The 20973-nt window shown below is 32.8% G+C and carries 22 protein-coding genes, 1 tRNA gene and 1 pseudogene; 6 read left to right on the forward strand and 18 right to left on the reverse strand.

The genetic code is table 11. From position 1 onward, the window contains the following. Positions 1 to 53 precede the first annotated feature (53 nt). From HMPREF0072_RS03985 to HMPREF0072_RS04000, 4 genes are read right to left on the reverse strand one after another with little or no spacing between them, the layout of a single operon-like run. The gene (locus HMPREF0072_RS03985; RefSeq protein ID WP_037327686.1) at positions 54 to 368 is read right to left on the reverse strand and encodes a YerC/YecD family TrpR-related protein; all 315 of its coding nucleotides are present in this window, start codon (positions 366 to 368) and stop codon (positions 54 to 56) included. 13 nt (positions 369 to 381) lie between these two features. Beyond that, positions 382 to 1014 (reverse strand): type 1 glutamine amidotransferase, encoded by a 633-nt coding sequence (locus tag HMPREF0072_RS03990; protein WP_211204220.1) that lies wholly within the window; start codon positions 1012 to 1014, stop codon positions 382 to 384. 5 nt (positions 1015 to 1019) lie between these two features. Beyond that, positions 1020 to 2342 (reverse strand): MurT ligase domain-containing protein, encoded by a 1323-nt coding sequence (locus HMPREF0072_RS03995; RefSeq protein ID WP_004827532.1) that lies wholly within the window; start codon positions 2340 to 2342, stop codon positions 1020 to 1022. 37 nt (positions 2343 to 2379) lie between these two features. Continuing rightward, complete coding sequence (locus HMPREF0072_RS04000) at positions 2380 to 2649, reverse strand: acylphosphatase (RefSeq protein WP_004827533.1); 270 nt, start codon at positions 2647 to 2649, stop codon at positions 2380 to 2382. 90 nt (positions 2650 to 2739) lie between these two features. On the opposite strand from HMPREF0072_RS04000, the gene HMPREF0072_RS04005 reads away from it, so the two are divergent. Together HMPREF0072_RS04005 and HMPREF0072_RS04010 are read left to right on the forward strand one after the other, a co-directional pair. Beyond that, positions 2740 to 5256, forward strand: a complete 2517-nt coding sequence (locus tag HMPREF0072_RS04005) for a heavy metal translocating P-type ATPase (protein ID WP_004827534.1) — start codon at positions 2740 to 2742, stop codon at positions 5254 to 5256. 4 nt (positions 5257 to 5260) lie between these two features. Continuing rightward, positions 5261 to 5536, forward strand: a complete 276-nt coding sequence (locus HMPREF0072_RS04010; protein WP_004827535.1) for a metal-sensing transcriptional repressor — start codon at positions 5261 to 5263, stop codon at positions 5534 to 5536. Between the two features lie 47 nt (positions 5537 to 5583). Here the strand turns inward: HMPREF0072_RS04010 and HMPREF0072_RS04015 are convergent, their stop codons facing one another. Continuing rightward, entirely contained in the window at positions 5584 to 6084 is a 501-nt protein-coding gene (locus HMPREF0072_RS04015; protein WP_004827536.1) for a QueT transporter family protein, read from the reverse strand. A 127-nt stretch (positions 6085 to 6211) separates the two neighbouring features. Between HMPREF0072_RS04015 and HMPREF0072_RS04020 the strand changes: the two genes are divergently transcribed. From HMPREF0072_RS04020 to HMPREF0072_RS04030, 3 genes are all read left to right on the forward strand, one after another. Beyond that, on the forward strand, positions 6212 to 7087 hold the full coding sequence (locus tag HMPREF0072_RS04020; RefSeq protein WP_004827537.1) for a C39 family peptidase: 876 nt from the start codon (positions 6212 to 6214) through the stop codon (positions 7085 to 7087). Positions 7088 to 7144: 57 nt separating this feature from the next. Beyond that, positions 7145 to 7220: transfer RNA gene (locus tag HMPREF0072_RS04025), tRNA-Lys, on the forward strand. Positions 7221 to 7414: 194 nt separating this feature from the next. After that, the gene (locus HMPREF0072_RS04030; protein WP_004827538.1) at positions 7415 to 8152 is read left to right on the forward strand and encodes an ECF transporter S component; all 738 of its coding nucleotides are present in this window, start codon (positions 7415 to 7417) and stop codon (positions 8150 to 8152) included. Between the two features lie 38 nt (positions 8153 to 8190). Here HMPREF0072_RS04030 and HMPREF0072_RS04035 read toward each other — a convergent pair whose 3' ends face one another. The 13 genes and pseudogenes from HMPREF0072_RS04035 to nth all read right to left on the reverse strand — a co-directional run bounded on the left by HMPREF0072_RS04035 (position 8191) and on the right by nth (position 19679). Continuing rightward, entirely contained in the window at positions 8191 to 8493 is a 303-nt protein-coding gene (locus tag HMPREF0072_RS04035; protein WP_004827539.1) for a DUF4298 domain-containing protein, read from the reverse strand. After that, positions 8483 to 9409 carry a serine hydrolase domain-containing protein gene (locus HMPREF0072_RS04040; RefSeq protein WP_004827540.1) on the reverse strand — a complete coding sequence of 309 codons (927 nt, stop codon included), beginning with the start codon at positions 9407 to 9409 and terminating at the stop codon, positions 8483 to 8485. Before HMPREF0072_RS04040 ends, HMPREF0072_RS04035 begins: the two co-directional genes overlap by 11 nt. A 54-nt stretch (positions 9410 to 9463) precedes the next feature. Then, positions 9464 to 9904 (reverse strand): SsrA-binding protein SmpB, encoded by a 441-nt coding sequence (gene smpB / locus HMPREF0072_RS04045; RefSeq protein ID WP_037327555.1) that lies wholly within the window; start codon positions 9902 to 9904, stop codon positions 9464 to 9466. Continuing rightward, the gene (rnr, locus tag HMPREF0072_RS04050; RefSeq protein ID WP_004827542.1) at positions 9885 to 12005 is read right to left on the reverse strand and encodes a ribonuclease R; all 2121 of its coding nucleotides are present in this window, start codon (positions 12003 to 12005) and stop codon (positions 9885 to 9887) included. Before rnr ends, smpB begins: the two co-directional genes overlap by 20 nt. Before the next feature lie 52 nt (positions 12006 to 12057). Continuing rightward, positions 12058 to 12285: a preprotein translocase subunit SecG gene (gene secG / locus HMPREF0072_RS04055; RefSeq protein ID WP_037327559.1), complete on the reverse strand. Its 228-nt coding sequence runs from the start codon at positions 12283 to 12285 to the stop codon at positions 12058 to 12060. Positions 12286 to 12395: 110 nt separating this feature from the next. Further along, the gene (eno, locus tag HMPREF0072_RS11965; protein ID WP_004827544.1) at positions 12396 to 13688 is read right to left on the reverse strand and encodes a phosphopyruvate hydratase; all 1293 of its coding nucleotides are present in this window, start codon (positions 13686 to 13688) and stop codon (positions 12396 to 12398) included. 12 nt (positions 13689 to 13700) lie between these two features. After that, positions 13701 to 14453, reverse strand: a complete 753-nt coding sequence (tpiA, locus tag HMPREF0072_RS11970) for a triose-phosphate isomerase (protein ID WP_004827545.1) — start codon at positions 14451 to 14453, stop codon at positions 13701 to 13703. Between the two features lie 10 nt (positions 14454 to 14463). Further along, positions 14464 to 15660 (reverse strand): phosphoglycerate kinase, encoded by a 1197-nt coding sequence (locus HMPREF0072_RS04070; RefSeq protein WP_004827546.1) that lies wholly within the window; start codon positions 15658 to 15660, stop codon positions 14464 to 14466. 49 nt (positions 15661 to 15709) lie between these two features. Continuing rightward, the gene (gap, locus tag HMPREF0072_RS04075; RefSeq protein ID WP_004827547.1) at positions 15710 to 16717 is read right to left on the reverse strand and encodes a type I glyceraldehyde-3-phosphate dehydrogenase; all 1008 of its coding nucleotides are present in this window, start codon (positions 16715 to 16717) and stop codon (positions 15710 to 15712) included. A 67-nt stretch (positions 16718 to 16784) separates the two neighbouring features. Continuing rightward, on the reverse strand, positions 16785 to 17711 hold the full coding sequence (gene trxB, locus HMPREF0072_RS04080) for a thioredoxin-disulfide reductase (RefSeq protein ID WP_004827548.1): 927 nt from the start codon (positions 17709 to 17711) through the stop codon (positions 16785 to 16787). A gap of 11 nt (positions 17712 to 17722) precedes the next feature. Beyond that, positions 17723 to 18183 (reverse strand): annotated as a pseudogene (locus HMPREF0072_RS04085) (tRNA (cytidine(34)-2'-O)-methyltransferase). Continuing rightward, complete coding sequence (locus tag HMPREF0072_RS04090; protein WP_004827549.1) at positions 18176 to 19018, reverse strand: Cof-type HAD-IIB family hydrolase; 843 nt, start codon at positions 19016 to 19018, stop codon at positions 18176 to 18178. The pseudogene HMPREF0072_RS04085 and the gene HMPREF0072_RS04090 overlap by 8 nt, the downstream one beginning before the upstream one ends. Continuing rightward, positions 19011 to 19679, reverse strand: a complete 669-nt coding sequence (gene nth / locus HMPREF0072_RS04095; protein ID WP_039931096.1) for an endonuclease III — start codon at positions 19677 to 19679, stop codon at positions 19011 to 19013. Before nth ends, HMPREF0072_RS04090 begins: the two co-directional genes overlap by 8 nt. A 77-nt stretch (positions 19680 to 19756) precedes the next feature. Between nth and rodA the strand changes: the two genes are divergently transcribed. Further along, positions 19757 to 20923, forward strand: a complete 1167-nt coding sequence (gene rodA, locus HMPREF0072_RS04100; protein ID WP_039931097.1) for a rod shape-determining protein RodA — start codon at positions 19757 to 19759, stop codon at positions 20921 to 20923. Positions 20924 to 20973: the final 50 nt, after the last annotated feature.

The raw sequence follows: 20973 nt of genomic DNA on the forward strand, positions 1-20973 counted from the left end.
ACACATCCTTCCTTAACCCTAACATTATACCGCAAAAAAAAGAGTAAGTAGGCTTACTCTTTTGATTCTTTTAAATCCTTTTCAATTAATTTATCTAGGACTAACTCATAACCACCTGAACCATAGTTAAGTGATCTATTTACCCTAGAGATGGTAGCAGTTGAAGCTCCCGTTTCTTCTTCAATTACTGAATATGTTTTTCTAATCTTAAGTAGTTTTGCTACATGAAGCCTTTGTGAAATAGATTGAATTTCTCTAGCTGTACATATATCAGTAAAGAATTGGTAGCACTCTTCAATATCCTTAAGCATTAAAATAGCTTCAAATAACTCATCAGCTTCTTTTGTTCTTAGTTTTGATTCTGTCATCATATCATTCTCCTTAAATAATTATTTTTATGATTTTTCTGCACAAATTCTCATTTCTCGCTAAAATTGGACCGTGCAAGTATGTCCCGATAGTATTTTTATAGATAAAACCTTCAGTATTATCTTCTCCATTGTTGCCATTTCCTTCTATAACCTGACCAAATGGAGTTTGATTGTCGGACAAAAATGTCCTACCACCATGATTTTCAAAGCCAACGCATGTTTCATCAAATCTTTTTACATAAATTTTTATTTGGCCCGTAAATCGATTCTTTGACTCCTGATTTAAAGTATAGTGGTCAAAAATATTAAGACCTTCTATCTTTTCTCCATTAGCACCATAGTAGTACTTGCCTAATAGTTGATAGCCACCACATATAGCAAGGAATAACCCGTCATTTTCGATATAATTAACGAGTTCATCTCTTTTTTTAATAAGATCATCTTTAACTATATTTTGTTCGTAGTCTTGACCACCCCCAAAAAATACAAAGTCATAATCAGAAGCTCTAAAATCATCACCTAGAGACACTATCTTTCTTTCTGAATTTATACCCATTCTTTTTAGTTCATACTCAAAGGCCATTAAATTTCCAACATCACCGTAGGTATTCAGAAGGTTCCCATATAGGTGACATATTCTTATCTTTCTTATAAGGCAAGCACCTCCCTTAACTTAAGCATAGCTGTATAGGTTGATAAGATATAAATATTATCTGTTTTTGCGTTTTTAATAACATCTTTTATCTGGTTTACATAATCAAACTCTATGATCTCTCCATCAAAAAGATTAGCTATTTCAAGCCTTCTTTTCATATCAATTTTTCTTTTACCAGATACATATATATCTTTTATATCAAGCCCTGATAGTTTTTCATAATATGAATCATATATCCAACTAACATCCAATCCATCAGCATAATTATCATTAAGTAAACAAATAAGACTAATAGGTTCTTTTTCTAGGGTTACCAAGTCGATAACTTGGTTAAGGCCAGTTGGATTTTTGACAAGATTTATAACAACATTTTTATCAAAAACATTTATATTTTCTTGCCTACCAAAAACATTTTTCTGTTTTTTAAGCCCCTTATATATCTCATCATAAGATAATCCCAACTCATAAGCAACTGCCAGCGCAGTCAAGGCATTATAAATGTTATAAACTCCACCAACATTTACCTCGTAGGCTCGCCCATCAATAAAAAATTTAGAATGATTAGGATCAAGACTTGCAATTTTATCAATTGTATACCTTATTTCAGGCGACTTAAAATCACAATTAGGACAAGCAAAATCACCTAAAGAAGAATAATTTACTGTCCTATACTTTAGGATACTGTGGCATGAAGGACAAATAATACCATCTGAGTTAAACTCAGCATCCCTATCATAACCTATATGATCATCATCTCTAATTGCAAAATATATTGGGTTAAATTTCTTAAGTTTATCATAAGAAAAAATTGGCAGGTCGCCATTAGCAATAATTCTTGCTTCTGGCATTAGATTTAGGCCTTCAATAATTTTATCTAAAATATTATAAATCTCCCCAAACCTATCCATTTGATCTCTAAATATATTTGTCAGAGCAACATAATCAGCCTTCAGATATTTGCCAATTCTAACTATATTGGCCTCATCTACTTCCAAAACAGCAACTGTTTGTTCATTAGGCGGATTATCTAAGAGCGATGTAATAATACCCTGTACCATGTTTGAGCCAGATTCATTGGTTAAAACTATTGGATAGTGCTCCTTAAGGATAGTTGCCAAGAAATGTGTTGTCATGGTTTTTCCATTAGTGCCGGTTACAAAAATAAACTTGGTATTTTTTGATAACTCTTTTAGAATATCCTTATCTAGTTTGTATGCAACATAACCCGGCAGGGATGTAGCTTTTCTATTCAATAGCTTTAATGTACTTCTAATTGATTTGGCTAATACTTTAACCAATTTGCTTTTTAAACTCATGCAATTACTATATCCTTTTTTTACCAATATTTCAATATTAATAAACTATTTCAAAACTTGTTTCTGCTTCATCAAGTGGGACTTCGAAAATATTTTTACTTTCTATAATTGCAAAGTTAATATTTTCAAGTCCCTTAAAAAATCTCATTAACTGATTATCGTTTCCTTGGATATATACTTCAACACTTTGATCATATAGGTTCCTAACACTACCTGTTAATCCAATTCTATCTGCCAATATTTTCACTTGAAACCTAAAGCCCACTCCTTGGACCCTGCCTTTAAAAATTATATGATACCTTTTCATAATAACTCCTTAAGTTTATTATACTTGACAAAAATAATAGGAAAAATATAATTATACCAGATACCCCCTAGGGGTGTGAAAGGAGGTTAGATGAAACAAAGATTTGATGTTTATGGAATGACATGCGCTTCATGCCAAGCAGCTGTTGACAGGGCTGTCAAGAAACTTGGCGTAGACGATGTCAATGTCAATCTAATAAATGAAACAATGAGCGTTAACTATGATCCAAATAAAATATCAGATGAAGACATAATTAACGCTGTTTCAAAGGCAGGATATGAAGCTCGTGTAAAAAACATGAAAAAAAACAAAGCAAAGGCAAGTGATAATCTTAAAGAAATTGAGGAAGAAAACACTAAATTCAGGCTTAAAATCTCATTTTTCTTTATGGCTGTTCTTATGTATGTTGCTATGGGCCCTATGGTAGGGCTACCTATTCCGATGTTTTTAGCAGGTACGGAGGGAGCAATTAATTATGCATTTGTGCAATTTTTGCTAACAATTCCCGTCATTTTTGTTAATAGGAAATTTTTCATTTCTGGTTTTAAGTCGCTTATAAATAAGAATCCTAATATGGACGCCCTTGTAGGTCTGGGATCTTCATCAGCCTTGATTTATGGCATTTTTGTTATTATGCGTATGGCTCATGCTGCAGGTCGAGGAGATTTTGCAACAATAGATTCATATAGACATAATCTCTATTTTGAATCATCTGCTATGATATTAACTTTAATTACTCTTGGTAAATTTTTTGAAGCTAGGAGTAAGGGCGAAACAAAGGCTTCATTAAAAAACCTAATGAGTCTTACCCCTGATAGAGCAAGGGTGATTAGAAATAATAAAGAAGTTGAAATATCAACAGAAGACATAGTAAAAGATGATATTATAATTATTAGACCTGGTGAAAGAATTCCTGTAGACGGAGTAATTATTGAAGGTTCTTCTATAGTTGATGAGTCTGCAATTACTGGAGAGTCCATACCCATTAGTAAAAATATTGGTGATGATGTAATATCAGCTACAATAAATATCCAAGGGTCTTTTAAGTTTAAAGCTACAAGGGTCGGAGAAGATACAACACTTGCACAAATTATAAGTCTTGTGAACGAAGCTAACGAGACAAAGGCACCTATAGCAAAACTTGCAGATAAGATTTCTGCCATTTTTGTACCAGCTGTAATATTAATTTCTATAGTTACATTTATTGGTTGGTATTCTTACACAAAGAATTTTGAATTTGCCCTAAACCTTATGATTTCTGTCTTAGTTATATCTTGTCCATGCGCACTAGGTTTAGCAACTCCAATGGCAATCATGGTTGCCACTGGCAAATCTGCTGAACTTGGACTTTTATTTAAAAATGCTGAAAGTCTAGAAAATCTACACAAGGTTGATGCCATCCTATTAGATAAAACTGGAACTATCACAGAAGGCCGACCTGTTGTGACAGATTTATTTACACAGATGAATGAAGTTTCTTTCTTAGAAATAGCTGCATCTTTGGAACACTTGTCAGAGCATCCACTTTCAAATGCAATTAACGCTTATGCTGAAGAAAAAAATATAAGCCTCTTATCTGTAGAAGGTTTTGAGTCATTAGTAGGTAGAGGTATTAAGGGAATTATAAATAATACCATCTATTATGCAGGAAACCTCAGACTAATGGAAGAAAATAATATCAGTATAAATGAATATGAAAATATCAATGATAGATTAGCAAAAGATGGTAAAACATCAATGTATTTTGCAAACGCAAATGAAATAATTGGTCTTATAGCCGCTAAGGATATACCTAAAGATACATCAAAAATCGCCATTGATATCCTCAAAAATGAGAACTTTGAAGTCACAATGGTCACTGGTGATAATGATTTGACAGCGGAGGCAATCAGAAAAAGCTTAAATATTGACAAAAAGTTTGCTGAAATCCTCCCTCAAGATAAGGATAAGGTTGTAAGGACCCTACAAGCAGAAAATAAAAAAGTTGCTATGGTAGGTGACGGAATAAACGACGCTCCTGCTCTTGCAAGGGCAGATATAGGAATCGCCATTGGAAAGGGTTCTGATATCGCTATAGACTCGGCTGATGTCGTATTAGTTAAGAATAACCTTCTTGATCTAGTAAGATCAATTGACCTATCTAGAGCAACAATAAAAACAATAAAAGAAAATTTGTTTTGGGCTTTCTTTTATAATATTATCCTAATCCCCCTTGCTGCAGGCTTATTATATCCAAAATTTGGTTTGACACTAAATCCAATGTTTGCCTCAGTTGCTATGAGTTTTTCTTCAGTCTTTGTTTGCTTAAATTCACTTAGACTTAGGAAGTTTGAATTAAGCGCTAATAAATACCAAAATACAAAAGAAAATATAAAGGAGAATGAAATGAACGAAGTTAAAAAAATGATTGTTAATGTTGATGGAATGAGCTGTAATAACTGTGCAAAACATGTTAAGAACGCACTTGAAGAGATTAATAATGTAAATTCTGTTATTGTAAATCTTGATAAGAAAAATGCAGAGCTTACTTATGAAGGTAACATTGATGAAAAAACAATAGAAAATGCTATTACAGAGGCAGGATACGAGTTTAAGGGCATACAATAAATAAATGAAAGCTGACAAAAAAAAGACTATTAGAAAGCTTAAAACTGTCGGTGGACAGATAGATGGTTTGATAAAAATGATAGAAGATGATAGATATTGTATCGATATTTCAAACCAGGTAATGGCATCTATTTCAATCCTAAAAAATATAAATAAAGATGTCTTAAGAGGTCATCTCGAACATTGTGTTTATGACAGTATGAAGCAAAAAAATGAAGATGATTTAAAAGAAAAAATCGATGAGATAGAAAAAATTATCGATAAACTTAATAAAATCTAAAAGTAAAAGAAACTCCCCTAGCCAACATGGCCAGAGGAGTTTTAAAGTTAAAAATTATAAATATATGACATGAATCCTTCATTTTTTTCAAGCATCTTAAATAGCATTACGCCGATAATTGAAACCATAACAAATTCACTTAACATAAATTGCATTAAAAGTACAAAAAATACTTCATCGCTAGCTAGATATATCCAGGTACCAATAGCAGGTATAGAAACTAATAAAACCGGAAAAATTGATGCGATGTATAAGTTTTTAGCCTTTATCATTAGCATAAAAGCAATATATGATGAAAGTGTACCAAATACAACGTCAAATAGCATCATTGGACTAAATAAATTTGCTATAGCGCATCCCAAAACAAGACCAGGGATAAATCTCTTGTTGTAAAAAACAAGCAAAACTAAGATTTCGCTAAACCTAAATTGGATTGGACCATAAGATGCTACTGGTAACATAACTGTTAAAACAGCATACAAAGCTGCTATAACTGCAGATTTCACTAAGAAATTAGTGTCATCTAAACTAAAATACTTCTCTTTCATTTTTTTCTCCTTGATATTTTTTTAGTAATGGGTGCCAAGAAACATTACTCGATTATTATATGCTTAATAAAAAAATTTTAAAGTTTTATTTAATTGAAGCAATACTAATTTCTAGTAAAATGATATTATGAAAAAAATATTTATAGTACTTATATCTCTACTTAGCCTAACTTCTTGTTCAAAAAAACCAAATTTTGACATCAAAGGCTTTATAGATGAAGAAAGCGTAAAAATAATTGAAGATATAAAATCACTTGCTAGCGATACCTTTAAAAGGAAAAATTTTCTTGACTTTACATATGAAGTAAAACCAAAAAAGAAATCAGATGTTAGAGAAGATTTAATAAAAAATGTTGAAGAGGCAGCAAAAAAAGATAAAAAAGCCCAATGGGTCTATGATAATTTCTACAATTTAGATAATGTAGATGCATTTTTAACTGGAAATGATCCAGACACTATAGAGTTTGTATATAACAAAAACCACAATTTTACCGATTTTAATTTTTATAAGGGTGAATCTGTAAAATTAAAAAGGAAAACTCCTTATTTCATCCAATGGGACAACAGGTGGGCATATGATGCTCTCTACCCTACTAACATAGGTGTATCTGGCTGTGGCCCGACATCTCTTGCCATGATAGTATCAAGAATGACAAACAAACTAATCTATCCAAATGAAATGGCAAAAAAAGCTTCTAAGTTTATGAACGACGGAGGTATGGACTGGGTTTTTATAGATCACATAGCCAAGGAATATAAACTTAAAGTTAGTGACATCATCCTTGATAAGGAAAAAATGATTAAGGCCCTAGAAGAAGGTCCCCTATTGATTTCTGTAGGTCGTGGTTACTTTACTCTTTATGGCCATATTCTCGTTATTGATTCATACAAAGATGGAAAATTTTTAATAAATGACCCTAATAGTGTCAGAAACTCTATAATAGAATGGGATTATGACGATATCTCTAACCAAATTTTAAAAATTTGGAAATTTACCAAATAAAAACTTGACATAAGATGGCGATGGTGTTATAGTATTAAGGTAGTCAAAAGACATTATGCACCATTAGCTCAGCTGGTAGAGCACCTGACTCTTAATCAGGGCGTCCAGGGTTCGAATCCCTGATGGTGCACCAAGAATTTTTAAACAGAAGGCTTATGCCTTCTTTTTTTGTATTCAAATATATTTTTCCTAAATTTTGTTAAATATTAGTCAGAAGTAATTTTGATTTTATAAATTAAAATAAATTATTAAATTTTTATCAATTTGCCCTTTACTTTTCATTTTTCGCCGTATAATATTATAAAGTTTGAGATTTAGGAGGAATTAATGAAATTAGAAACAAAAAATCTCACCACTGTTGGTATACTGGGAGCCATTGTAATTATGCTTGGCTTGACCCCTCTGGGTTTCATCCCCCTAGGTATGCTTTCTATTACTAGCTTACATATACCAGTAATAATAGCAGGCATTCTGGAAGGTCCTATTGTTGGAGGTCTAGTTGGACTAATATTTGGATTTTTCTCCCTATTTAATGCAATGACAAGACCAGGACCAATATCTTTTGTCTTTTATAACCCACTTATTTCTATACTACCAAGAATATTAATCGGTGTGGTAACAGGTCTTTTCTACAAGGCTCTTAAAGATAAGGATAATAACAGACTTCGTTTATTTATGAATATATTCTGGTCAGCTATTGTAATAGTCTTAGCCTATGTAACTGTTAAGTCTTTTATGACTGATGTAGCATTAATAAATAAAATATTTTCAATTATATTTTTAATTATTGCTTGTGTAATGCTCTACTTATCAGTCAAAAATAAAAAGGCAAATTTTGCTATAGCAGTTAGTTCATTTATGGGCACCCTAACAAACTCAGGTCTAGTGCTTGGTCTAATCTATATTCTCTATGCACAAAAATATGCAGAGGCCATAGGTATTAGCGCTGACCTTGCTGCAAAAGCTATTTTTTCTGCTTTTGTCACAAATGCTATACCAGAAGCAATTGTTGCAATACTCGTAGCAAGCGCTGTTGTTACATCATTTAGTAAAAGAAGAAGGTAAGAAAAATGCACTCTCGCTATTAAGCTAGAGTGCATTTTTTATTGATGTTGTATCATTTTATTGGCTAGGTTCAAAAATCTTAAGGCTAGATAATAATCATCTCCCATAAGATCGTAGATAGCATCTTCTGTTAAGATTCCTTGGTTGATTGAAGAATCAATTTTACCTTCATTCGAATCATCGTAGTCCTTTTGGAATTGATCGCTATAGTAATATTCAACCAGCTTATCAAAGTCTTCCCTGTCATTTTCTAATTTATCTAAGATTTCATTAACCTTTACCAAAAGTTCCTTATAATTTTCGTATGTTTCTGTGTGTTTAATTAAGTAATTATAGTCCATTTTCTTCCTCTCTTAAGCTTTTTATAATAGAATCAAGTTGATTTTTAATGGCAGGAACTTTATTTGAATCTCCTGCATTACAAGCTACTATGATAATACCCTCTTTTTTTAAAAAGATAAGGTACTGTCCCCCAGCTCCTGATGCATAGGTCACACCATCTTTACCGGTCCAAATACCATAACCATAATAATCATCAGATAAATAAGTTCTATCTATATAGTCCTTGTCATTTTTATAAAATCTACTAGATATTGCTCTTGTCCACTCTGATGAAACTATCCTTTCACCATCATATACTCCATCATCTATTACAATCTTTCCTAATTTTAATAATTCGTCCGCACACAGATATAATTTACTGGCCCCAACAAGGTAGTTACCATACCTATCCCAGCAGGGATTAATAATTCCTAATTTTGAAAAAAGATTAACATTAATAAAATTATACAAGTCATAAGCAAGATATTCTTGCATGACAGCAGAAAGTACATAATAACCTGCATTAGAATATAAAAACTCTTCACCCGGTTTTGAATATAAAGGATATGATAAGGCATATTCTAAGAGCCTATCCTTATCTAGATTCCCTATATCTTTACTCATTAAAATAATATCCCTATAGCCCATTGTATGGGTTAGGCAATCTCTTACACGGATTTCCTTAAGTTTTGAAAGATTTTTCTTATTGGATATATTAACCTTATCCTTTAAAATATCATAAATAAGTGTATCTTCAGTAAAATCTCCATTTGATTTATCTATTAAAATTCCGCAAGCAAGGCTTGTTACAAGCTTGGCTAGAGATCTGATATTAATTTTTTCGTCCTTTGAATCGTGAAATAGGATTCCCTTATCTCTAGAATATATAATTAAGGAATTCATTTCTAACTTATTAATTAAAATGCTATCTATCATCTTGAAGCCCTCCTTAGTTAAGAAAATAAATCCGACATTTATGTTAAAATGGGTTTAGTAATTCTTAAGGGCTCTTTCCATGCGTCTCTTATCATCTTTTCTCTTGATTGATTCTCTCTTGTCGTACATTTTTTTACCCTTAGCTAGAGCGATTTCAATCTTTACTAGACCATTATTTTCGTAAACTTTAAGAGGTACTAGGGTATAACCATCAACTGTTTTTTTGCCTACTAATTTATTTATTTCTTTTTTATGAAGCAAAAGTTTCCTAGTCCTTGTTGGATCTATCTTATCAAATCCTTCCATATAAGGAGTTACATGCATACCATAAACAAACATCTCACCTTTTTTATCAGATATAAAGGCTTCCTTGATTGATACCTTTCCAGCTTTGATAGATTTTACTTCACTACCCTTTAATTCAAGCCCTGCTTCATATTTTTCTTCTATGAAATAATCATGAAAGGCTTTTTTATTATTGGCTAATAATTTCATCTTCATCCTCCAAATAAAAGTCTATTTCTCTTTTCACAAGGTCTACATTTACAACCCTAATTTTCACTTCTTGTCCAATATTGTAATATATCTTAGTATCAACATCAAAAGCTCTTAGGCTATCTTCAATGAAGTCATACCTGTGGTCTGAAAACTTATACATAAATAGGCCTTCAACTGTATTTTCAAGCTCTATAAACATTCCAAATTCAGTTATTGATGATATCCTGCCCTCAAAGACTTCTCCAATAAAGCGAGTCATATACTTACACTTCATCAAGTCTTCCACAGCTCTTTCTGCATCTTCACTGCGTCTTTCTGTTATAGATAAGTGATCGGCAGCCTCTTCTAGATTTGATTCAAGACTTGTTTGATTTATTTTATTGAGCTTATTTTCTATAAAGAATTTTAAAATCCTATGAACAATTAGGTCTGGATACCTTCTTATAGGGGCTGTAAAATGGGTGTAAAACTTCGTAGAAAGGCCGAAATGTATATCATTATAGTTTGCATACCTTGCCTTTTTCATTGTCCTTAGCATAAGCATATTAATGATTTTTTCTTCCTTCTTACCTTCTACTTCTTTCAAAATATTTTGGAAATCTTTTGGGTGAAGGTCATTTCCCTTTATATTGTAACCCATAGCATTTAAAGCTCTTTTAAAGCCGTCAAGTTTTTCTTCACTTGGTTTCTCGTGAATCCTGTAGATAAAAGGGAAATCCATATAGGCAAATAAACTTGCGACAGTTTCATTGGCTATAAGCATAAATTCCTCAATCATTTTATTGCCAGGTCCTCTTTCAAGAGCCTCTATATTTAACACTTCTCCAGTTTCAGACACGTCTATTTGGCTTTCCTCAAAATTAAAATCAATTGATCCACGATTTTCCCTAGACTTTTTTAAAATCTTATAGAGTTCATCAAAAAGACCCAATTTCTCTTTTAGGACTGAATCATCGAAGACGTCCTTATCACCTTCTAGGAAATCATTGACATCATCATATACAAGCCTCTTATCCGATTTAATATAAGCTTTATAGAAATTATTATCAATAACCTTACCTTTTTTATCTATGGTCATCTTTGCAGTTAGGCTTAGGCGGATTTCGCCAGGATTTAAGGAACAGATCCCATTTGATAATTTTTCTGGAAGCATTGGAATAACGATATTGTATAAATAGGTAGAATTTCCTCTCTCATAGGCATCATCATCCAAGGCTGTATGTTTTTTTACATAGTGGCTCACGTCAGCTATATGGACATAAAGATCATAATCTTCACCATTTATTTCTATAGAAATGGCATCATCAAAGTCTTTTGAATCCCTCCCATCAATAGTGACGGTAAACAACTTTGTTAAATCAGTCCTACCTTCAAGTTCGTTTTGATTTACCTGATCTTCAATGAATACTAATTCTTTTTTTGTTTGCTTAGAAAAATCAGTAGGTATTTTCTTTTGTCTCACTATTGATAGTATATCTATGTTTTTGTCATTTTTACCACCAATGATTTCAATAATTTTTCCTTCAGGATTTCCAGATTTTGGGTAAGTAATAATTTCAACAACTACCTTATCTCCATTTTTAGCTCCTAGAGAATTTTCTTTATTGACATAAATATCTTCATGTTGACTCTTCTCATCGCAAATTACAAAACCAAAATTTTTGTTAGCTTGATAGGTGCCTATTAATTCTTCATTTGCTTTTTCAAGGATTTCTACAACTTCACCTTCTGCGTTTTTGGATTTCTCCTTTTGTCTAATAATTCTAATCCTTACCTTATCATTATTATGAGCATTGTTAAGCTTATCTTTTGAAATATAAACATCGTCAAAGTTTCTATTATTAGAAATAAAAAATCCATAACCACCTGAAGCAATAGAAATCTTTCCTATTAGGTTGAGTTCTTCTTCAGTTAAGGGCAAGATTCTTTTTTTATTTGAAATTCTAATTTTATTATCTTTAATTAGTTCATCTATTATGTCTTTAACTGCGGCTTTTGTGTACTTATCAGCTTTTAAATAAAGTTCTAATTCCTTTAAGGTCATTGGAATGTAGTCACCATCGTATATTAAGTTCAAAATTAAATCTTTTATATTCATACCTACTCCTTTTGACTACTAATAAAAAAAAGAGGTCATACTCTTGACCCCCTTAATTTATTGCTATAAAAATAATACTTCCTAAAAATAAAAGTACTCCTCCAAAAATTACAACCTTATCTAGCATTTCATTTTTTGATTTATGTGCACTTTTACCAAAAACATTTGTCTGTGTTCCAGATAATGCTCCTAGTCCGTCAGTTTTAGGATCTTGTAGAGTAACTGCAACAATCACTATTGCAGATGCAATCATCATTATTACTGCAAGAAAATTTGACATATAGACACCTCCGTTCATACTGTTTTATAATACCACAAATAGGCTCATATTTCAATATTTATTATAAAAATAAAGACTTGCCCATTAAGAACAAGTCTTTATAAAAATTATTATTTTAAGTTATAAAGAGCATCTAAGCCTTTAAATCTTGCATCATCCCAAAGTTCATCTTCAATTCTTAGAAGTTGGTTGTATTTAGCAACTCTGTCTGTTCTTGAAGGTGCACCTGTTTTGATTTGACCAGCATTAACTCCTACTACTAAATCAGCGATTGTAGTATCTTCAGTTTCACCTGATCTGTGAGAAACTATTGCTGTATAGCCAGCTTCTTTTGCCATTTCAATGGCATTAAGTGTTTCAGTAAGAGTACCAATTTGGTTAACTTTGATAAGAATTGCATTAGCAACGCCTTCAGCTATACCCTTTGAAAGTTTCTTTGTGTTTGTAACGAATAGGTCATCACCAACAAGTTGAACTTTTTTACCAAGTCTTTGAGTAAGTTTTGCCCAACCTTCCCAGTCATTTTCATCAAGACCGTCTTCGATAGAAATAATTGGGTATTTGTTAACTAATTGTTCTAGCCAATCAATCATTTCATCTTCTGTCTTAACTGTACCTTCACCATCAAGGTGGTATTTACCGTCTTCTTTGTTGTAGAATTCAGATGAAGCGCAGTCCATTGCTATATAAACATCTTTGCCTGGTTCATAACCAGCAGCTTTTATAGCTTCACAAATAATTTCAAGAGCTTCTTCGTTTGATTTAAGGTTTGGAGCAAATCCACCTTCATCACCTACAGCTGTATTGTATCCCTTGCTTGAAAGAACGGATTTTAAGCTGTGGAATACTTCTGTTCCCATTTGTAGAGCATGAGCAAAGCTATCAGCTCCTAGTGGGAATATCATAAATTCTTGGATATCTACAGAGTTATCAGCATGTTCTCCACCGTTTAAGATGTTCATCATTGGTGTTGGAAGTAATTTAGCATTTGTTCCACCAATGTAGTTATATAGTGGCATACCAAGTTCATCTGCTGCTGCTTTTGCTACTGCAAGTGATACACCAAGGATAGCATTTGCACCTAATTTGCCCTTATTTTCTGTACCATCAAGTTCGATCATAGCATTATCAACACCAATTTGGTCAGTAACGTCAAAGTTGTATTCAAGTTCTTCAGCAATGATTTCATTTACATTTTCAACTGCTTTAAGAACTGATTTTCCTAGATAATAATTTTTATCTCCATCTCTAAGTTCTACAGCTTCCCATTCACCTGTTGATGCACCAGAAGGTACTGCAGCTCTACCAAAGCCACCTAGTTCTGTTTCAACTTCAACTTCAACAGTTGGATTTCCTCTTGAATCAAGAATTTGTCTTGCATATACACTTGTAATTAAGCTCATTTATTTCTCCTTTTATTTTTTAAAATTTACTAATTGTTCAAAATCACTTGCTTTAAGACTTGCGCCACCGATTAGACCACCGTCTATATTTTCTTTGGCAAGAAGTTCTTTTACATTTGATGGTTTCATAGAACCACCGTATTGAATTCTAATCTTTTCGCTAGCATTTTCGCAGTAAGATTCTTTTATGAAGTTTCTTATAAAACCACACATAGAATCAGCATCTTCTGCAGAAGCAGTTTTGCCAGTTCCAATAGCCCAAATTGGTTCATAGGCTATAATGACTTTTTCAACATCAGCTTCACTTACGTCTTTTAAATTTTTTGTTAATTGGTCTTTAACCTTAGCTTCATGTTTGTTTTCTTCTCTTTCTTCAAGAGTTTCACCAACACAAAGAATTGGTACTAGGTCATGCGCAAGGGCAGATTTAACCTTTTTATTTACAAGGCAATCACATTCCTTGAAATATTCTCTTCTTTCAGAGTGACCAATAATTACGTATTTTGCCTTAACGTCTTTAAGCATTAATGGTGATATTTCACCAGTGAAAGCTCCACTTTCTTCAAAATACATATTTTCTGCACCATAATTAATGTTGGTGCCTTCAAGAACTTCTTGAGCTACAAGTAAATCAATAGCTGGTACACAGAATCCTGCTTCTACACTAGAATCAAGATCTAAAGCTTTGATTTCTTCAAGAAGTACCCTAGCTTCGCTAGGAGTTTTGTTCATCTTCCAATTACCTACTATAACTGGTTTACGCATTCATTACTCCTTACTTATCTTCAATTGCAGTTATTCCTGGTAGGGCCTTACCTTCTAGGAACTCTAAGCTTGCTCCACCACCTGTTGAAACATGGGTAATCTTATCTTTAAGACCAGCCATTTCAATAGCAAGAGCACTATCACCGCCACCTACTATTGTAACAGCATCAGAATCAGCAAGAGCTTTAGCAACTTCGTTAGTACCGTTTGAGAATTCTTTTATTTCAAATACTCCCATAGGTCCATTCCATACTACTGTCTTGGCAGCTTTAATTTTTTCAGCAAATAATTTAGCTGTCTTTGGTCCAATATCTAAAGCTTCTTTATCAACTGGAATATCATCAATATCAACTATTTCTGTATCAACTCCAGCTTCAATTTTATCAGCTATAACAACATCAACTGGTAATAGGATTTCTACTCCATTAGCCTTAGCTTTTTCAATTAATTCAAGTGATAGGTCCATCTTATCTTCTTCAAGAAGTGATTTTCCTATTTCCTTACCCATAGCTTTTAGGAAAGTATAAGCCATGCCACCACCGATTAGGATGGTGTCTACTTTTGTAATTAAGTTTTCAATTACACCAATCTTATCAGATACCTTTGCTCCACCTAAGATTGATACAAATGGGTGATCAGGAGCTTCTAGGGCCTTACCCATAACTTCGATTTCTTTTTCAATTAAGAAACCAACAGCAGATGGAAGTATGCTTGCTACTCCGACATTTGAAGCGTGTGCTCTGTGGCTTGTACCAAAGGCATCATTTACATATAAATCAGCAAGAGAAGCTAATTCTTTAGCAAAGTCTTCGCCATTTTTAGTTTCTTCTTTTCTATATCTTGTATTTTCAAGTAAGGCAATTTGACCATCAGCAAGTTTGTTTACTTCTTCTTTTACTTTTTCATCTACAACTTCATCACTTGGAATGAAGGCGAATTTATCTTTATATTCATTTTTTAAGTAGTCTGCAACTGGTTTTAGTGAAAAATCAGGATTTGCTTCTCCCTTTGGTCTACCTAAGTGGCTCATAAGGATTACCTTAGCACCGTTTTCTGATAGGTAGTTAATTGTAGGTAAAGCTGCTTTTATCCTAGCGTCATCTGCAATTTTTCCCTTTTCTTCTTTTGATAAAGGAACATTAAAGTCAACTCTTACTAATACTTTTTTGCCCCTTACATCTAAATCTTTTACTGTTTTTTTATTCATTATTCACCTCGTAAAAAAGGCGAGATATTATCTCGCCCATTTAATACTCTTAAAGATTTGCTAGATAATCAAGTGTTCTAACTAAGTTAGATACATATCCCATTTCGTTATCATACCAAGCAACAGTTTTAACAACTTGTGTTCCATTTGCTCCTTCAACTATTTTTGTTAGTTGAGAATCAAATATTGAACCTGCTGGGTAACCGATAATGTCACTTGAAACTATATCATCTGTTTCATATGCAAAAGCATCGTTAGAATATTTCTTCATAGCTGCATTTACTTCTTCTACTGTTACTTTCTTTTCAAGTACTGAGTAAAGTTCTGTAATAGAGCCTGTGATTGTTGGTACTCTTAGAGCTGATCCATCGATTTTACCTTCTACTTCTGGAAGTACTTTACCTACTGCTTTAGCTGCACCTGTTGAAGCTGGGATTGTATTTTGAGCTGCTGCTCTACCGCCTCTAAGGTCCTTTTTGCTTGCTGGTGTATCTTGGATAGCTTGAGTTGCTGTATATGCGTGGATTGTTGACATTTGACCTGAAACAAATCCAAATTCTTTTAGTAATACATTAACCATTGGTGATAGGCAGTTTGTTGTACAGCTTGCGCCTGAAACAACTGTTTCTGAACCATCAAGAATTTCATGGTTTACACCAAATACGATTGTTTTCATATCGCCTTTACCAGGTGCTGAAATAAGAACTTTTCTAGCTCCTGCTTTAATGTGAGCTTCTGCTTTTTCTTTCTCAGTAAAGAATCCTGTACATTCTAGAACGATATCTACGTTTAATTCTTTCCATGGAAGGTCTTCTGGATTTCTTTCAGCAAAAACTTTAATTTCTTTGCCGTTGATTTTAAATCCATCTTCTGTTAATTCAGCTTCTCCATCGAATCTTCCTTGAGCTGTATCATATTTGAAAGCATATAATAAACCTTCTTTGTCAATAAGGTCATTGATTGCTACTACTTCAATATTATCTTCTACTGCTGCGATTCTTCTTAAGGTAAGACGTCCAATTCTACCAAATCCGTTAATTGCTACTCTTGTTGTCATTATTGCCTCCTAAAAATTCGTTTCTACATCTATTAATATACATTTTGTTATTACTTTGTCAATATTCCTACCAGGATTTACTTTCTAGATACCTATTGGCCATGACTGCTGCAACACATCCATCACTAGCTGCAGTAACAGCTTGCCTAACTGATTTCTTCCTGGTATCTCCTACTGCAAAGACTCCTTCTATATCTGTTTTCATATCATCGTCGGTAAGGATATATCCATTTTCCATTTTAAGCATATCCTTAAATAGTTCGGTTTGAGCTATATTGCCAACGAATACAAAAACACCTATAGGCGATCCATCTTCATTTTTTATAACTTTCTCTTCCTTAGTCTTTACATTTTCTAATACTAACTCTTCTACTTCCTTATCACCTCTAATCTCTTTAACTACACTATTATATTCAAACATGATTTTTGGGTTGTTTTTAACATTTTCTACAACAACTCCACTCGCTCTAAATTCATCTCTTCTGTGGATTATTGTTACAGATTTGCCATAACGAGTAAGATAATTTGCCTCTTCAAGAGCAGAATCGCCACCACCTACTACATAGATATCTAGGCCTTGGTAGAAAGGACCATCACAGGTTGCACAATAAGAAACTCCCCTATTCGCAAACTCTTCTTCACCTTTTACATCAAGTTTCCTGTGTCTTGCTCCTGTAGAAATTATAATGACCTTGGCTTGATATTCGTTAGAATCAGTCTTAACTGTTTTAATTTCTCCATCTAGCTTAACTTCCTCTACTTTTTCAAAAACAAAATCTGCATACTGTTTGGCTTGTTCTTCCATTCTTTCAGAAAGAGCCATTCCTGTTGGATTTTCGATAGAACCAGGATAATTTTCCACATAAGCAGTTCCAGAAATCTGTCCACCAGCTATATCTTTTTCTATTATTAATGTTTTTAACTTACTCCTACCTGCGTACAATCCTGCAGTCAAACCTGCCGGACCCCCGCCTATAATTATTATATCGTACATATAACTCCTTATTAAAATTTAAAATCTACTTGCCTTAAAGCTTCATATAAGACAATAGAAACAGAATTTGCTAAATTTAATGACCTATCAATTTTAGGAGTCATGGGAATTGTAATAATTTTTTCCTTATAAATTTTAAGTAGACTTTCGTCTATCCCCTCTTTTTCTCGTCCAAAAATTAGATAATCTTCATTTTTAAATTCTACATCTACATATCTGTTTTGGCTGGGTGTTTCTACTAAATAAAAATTTTTATCTTTTATGAATTCTAAAAACTCATCAAGACTATCATGAATAACTAAGTCAACATATTGCCAATAATCAATACCCGCTTTTTTTAAATATTTATCAGATAAATTAAATTTAAAGGGTCTGACTAGGTGGAGAGTCTTGATTCAGTTAGAACACAAGTTCTGGCTATATTGCCAACATTACCTGGATGTTCTGGCATAAGCAAAACTACATTAAACATTTTTATTAGCCTCTAAAACATAATTTACAGCTTCAAGAATCCCATTTGATTCATTATCTGCTACAACTACATCAGCAACTTTCTTCAAATCATCCTTAGCATTTCCCATAGCAAAGCCAAGACCTGCTCCCTTTACCATAGGTATATCATTGTAAGCATCTCCTATAGCTGCAACTTCACTTTGATATATACCCAATAATTGACAAATCTCTTCTATAGAGGACCATTTTGTGGCATCTTTGTTTCCAATTTCTATTATTGAATCACCAGAAGCTGTCATATAAAGTTTATCCCCAAATTCTTGCTTAAGTAAACTTAAAATTTCTTGTTTTGAAATTTCTTTTTCATCTATACCAGAGATTTGAAATTTAACTGCTTTTTTACTATTATTTATCATATAAGAAACAGGATCTTTTTTTATTATCAAATCAACCTGATAATTCATACCATAATCATTGTTAATAAACAAATGCTTAATACGGTCAAGATTCAATCTATTAGTATAATAATTTTCTTCATCATAAAAATGAAATTCTAATTCATGTTTTAAACAGAAATCATATAGGCTATTAAGCAAATCATCATCTATATGATAACTTTTATATACTTCCTTGCCATCAAGACTTATTAAGCTGCCATTTGTAGCAACTATTGGCCCATCTATTCCTAGTAATTTCTGATGAAACTGAATTGAAGGAAACACCCTACCACTTGCAAGAACAACCTTAATACCAGCTTCTTGGAGTTTTCCAATAGCTTTTTTGCTTGCATTTGTCAATAAAGATTTATTATCTAAAAGTGTTCCATCTATATCAAAAGCAAATAATTTAATCATGACTTCTCCTATAATAAATACATAATTTATTTATCAAACATTCTTCACAAAGTGGGTTTCTAGCCTTACATAAGACTCTACCATGAGTAATCAATTGGTGATGAGTCTTAGACCATCTTGACTTGTCTAATCTTTTTTCCAACTGATCCTGAGTCTTGTCAACATTATTAGCATCTGCAAGCCCAATCCTATTTGCGACCCTAAAAACATGGGTATCTACAGCTATAGATGGAATACCAAAGGCATTTGCACATACCACATTAGCAGTTTTCCTTCCTACTCCAGGAAGCTTTTGCAATTCCTTTTTATCTGCTGGAACAATAGAATTATAATCTTCGATTAAAATCTTACTTGCGGCTTTTATATTCTTTGCCTTGTTCCTATAAATACCTATTGTCCTAATATGATTTTCAAGCTCTTTGATATCCATATTTGCAAAATCCTCAGGTGTATTTGCAACCTTAAACATCTCCTTTGTCACCTTATTTACACTAATATCAGTTGCTTGAGCTGAAAGTATTGTTGCAACTAAAAGCTCGAATGGAGTAGTGAAATTAAGCATCGAATGATCAACATCAGGATACATTTTATCTAACAAATCTAGGACTTCGCCTATTTTCTTTTTACTTAAAATAATATCACCATCTTTCTCTATTATTATACTTGTCTTATTTTTACCTGCTAAAATTGTATTTGCTTAATTTCTGTTATATAATGTATAAGAACTGGAGTGATATAATGTTTAATTTAAAAAAGAAAAATTTTAAGGATTTTGACATCCTACTATTAATTTCTACCTTGGCTCTATCGATATTTGGGCTAATAGTTTTATATTCTGCATATGGCGGAAAAATTGGTTCAATAAAAACACAAATTTTCTCAACCATTTTAGGTTTTATACTTATCGCAATAATTTGTACCCTAGATTTAGATGTAGTGAAAAAACCCTATAAGATATATTATGCTGGAATGATTGGCCTTTTGCTTATAACCCTAGTTATAGGTCGAGGTCTTGATGAGTGGGGCGCTAGAAGCTGGATTTATATTGGTTCGTTTTCCTTCCAACCAGCTGAAATTTCAAAAATAATTCTTATTATAACCCTCGCTGCATTTTTAGATAAATATAAGTATGCGATAAATACACCACTTGTACTGGTTAAGACAATCATATTTGTTGGCTTACCAATTGGTTTAATACTTATGCAACCAGACTTTGGTACTTCAATGGTCTATGTATTTTTTATTGCTGCAATGATTTTTATTGCAGGTCTATCTTGGAAGTGGATAGGAATTTTATCAGTAGCCGGACTTGCATTAGGAATCTTCCTCCTTGCAAACCTCAAAGGATTTAGAGCTGATAGAATCGAAAACTTCCTCAATCCATCCAGAGATACATCAGGCTCTAACTGGCAACAACAACAAGGTATGATAGCTATTGGATCAGGTATGTTAAATGGCAGGGGCTACTTAAATGGAAGCCAATCTCAGTATGGTTATATACCAGAAAAAGAAACCGACTTTATATTTTCAGTCTTGGCTGAGGAGCTGGGATTTATTGGCGCAATAATAATGATAGCCTTATTTACCATCCTAATATTTAGGTTGATAAATATTGCTAAATCATCAAACAATACCTTTATTAGCCTATTAGTAACTGGCATAGCAGGACTAATCTTTATCCATATTTTTGAAAATGTTGGTATGACAATTGGTATTATGCCTGTTACAGGTATACCCCTACCATTCTTCTCAAATGGTGGTACCTTCCAACTTTTAATTTTAGTTTGCATAGGCTTTGCCTTATCCGCATCAATGCAGAAAAACCAATATGATAACGGCATCATTGACTATGAAACAATAATGCCACTTGAAGTTAGTATGGTAAGACCATCAAAGAGAAAATAATGAAATTAATCAACAAAAAAGTCATCGTAATTTTTTAACGTTTAATTAGT

Origin of the sequence: Anaerococcus lactolyticus ATCC 51172, assembly GCF_000156575.1 — a bacterium.
In the GTDB taxonomy this organism is placed as follows: Bacteria; Bacillota; Clostridia; order Tissierellales; family Peptoniphilaceae; genus Anaerococcus; species Anaerococcus lactolyticus.

What these genes read in the sequence shown, in the direction of transcription:
- HMPREF0072_RS04000 (WP_004827533.1), bottom strand. Translation starts at nt 2,649, where the DNA reads ATGAAAAGGTATCATATAATTTTTAAAGGCAGGGTCCAAGGAGTGGGC.
- rnr (WP_004827542.1), bottom strand. Translation starts at nt 12,005, where the DNA reads ATGAATATAAAAGATTTAATTTTGAACTTAATATACGATGGTGACTAC.
- eno (WP_004827544.1), bottom strand. Translation starts at nt 13,688, where the DNA reads ATGAGCTTAATTACAAGTGTATATGCAAGACAAATTCTTGATTCAAGA.
- HMPREF0072_RS03995 (WP_004827532.1), bottom strand. Translation starts at nt 2,342, where the DNA reads ATGAGTTTAAAAAGCAAATTGGTTAAAGTATTAGCCAAATCAATTAGA.
- gap (WP_004827547.1), bottom strand. Translation starts at nt 16,717, where the DNA reads ATGACAACAAGAGTAGCAATTAACGGATTTGGTAGAATTGGACGTCTT.
- HMPREF0072_RS04005 (WP_004827534.1), top strand. Translation starts at nt 2,740, where the DNA reads ATGAAACAAAGATTTGATGTTTATGGAATGACATGCGCTTCATGCCAA.
- HMPREF0072_RS04020 (WP_004827537.1), top strand. Translation starts at nt 6,212, where the DNA reads ATGAAAAAAATATTTATAGTACTTATATCTCTACTTAGCCTAACTTCT.
- HMPREF0072_RS04090 (WP_004827549.1), bottom strand. Translation starts at nt 19,018, where the DNA reads ATGATTAAATTATTTGCTTTTGATATAGATGGAACACTTTTAGATAAT.
- trxB (WP_004827548.1), bottom strand. Translation starts at nt 17,711, where the DNA reads ATGTACGATATAATAATTATAGGCGGGGGTCCGGCAGGTTTGACTGCA.
- HMPREF0072_RS04015 (WP_004827536.1), bottom strand. Translation starts at nt 6,084, where the DNA reads ATGAAAGAGAAGTATTTTAGTTTAGATGACACTAATTTCTTAGTGAAA.
- HMPREF0072_RS04040 (WP_004827540.1), bottom strand. Translation starts at nt 9,409, where the DNA reads ATGATAGATAGCATTTTAATTAATAAGTTAGAAATGAATTCCTTAATT.
- HMPREF0072_RS04010 (WP_004827535.1), top strand. Translation starts at nt 5,261, where the DNA reads ATGAAAGCTGACAAAAAAAAGACTATTAGAAAGCTTAAAACTGTCGGT.
- rodA (WP_039931097.1), top strand. Translation starts at nt 19,757, where the DNA reads ATGTTTAATTTAAAAAAGAAAAATTTTAAGGATTTTGACATCCTACTA.
- secG (WP_037327559.1), bottom strand. Translation starts at nt 12,285, where the DNA reads ATGTCAAATTTTCTTGCAGTAATAATGATGATTGCATCTGCAATAGTG.
- HMPREF0072_RS04030 (WP_004827538.1), top strand. Translation starts at nt 7,415, where the DNA reads ATGAAATTAGAAACAAAAAATCTCACCACTGTTGGTATACTGGGAGCC.
- HMPREF0072_RS03985 (WP_037327686.1), bottom strand. Translation starts at nt 368, where the DNA reads ATGACAGAATCAAAACTAAGAACAAAAGAAGCTGATGAGTTATTTGAA.
- HMPREF0072_RS04035 (WP_004827539.1), bottom strand. Translation starts at nt 8,493, where the DNA reads ATGGACTATAATTACTTAATTAAACACACAGAAACATACGAAAATTAT.
- tpiA (WP_004827545.1), bottom strand. Translation starts at nt 14,453, where the DNA reads ATGCGTAAACCAGTTATAGTAGGTAATTGGAAGATGAACAAAACTCCT.
- smpB (WP_037327555.1), bottom strand. Translation starts at nt 9,904, where the DNA reads ATGAAATTATTAGCCAATAATAAAAAAGCCTTTCATGATTATTTCATA.
- HMPREF0072_RS04070 (WP_004827546.1), bottom strand. Translation starts at nt 15,660, where the DNA reads ATGAATAAAAAAACAGTAAAAGATTTAGATGTAAGGGGCAAAAAAGTA.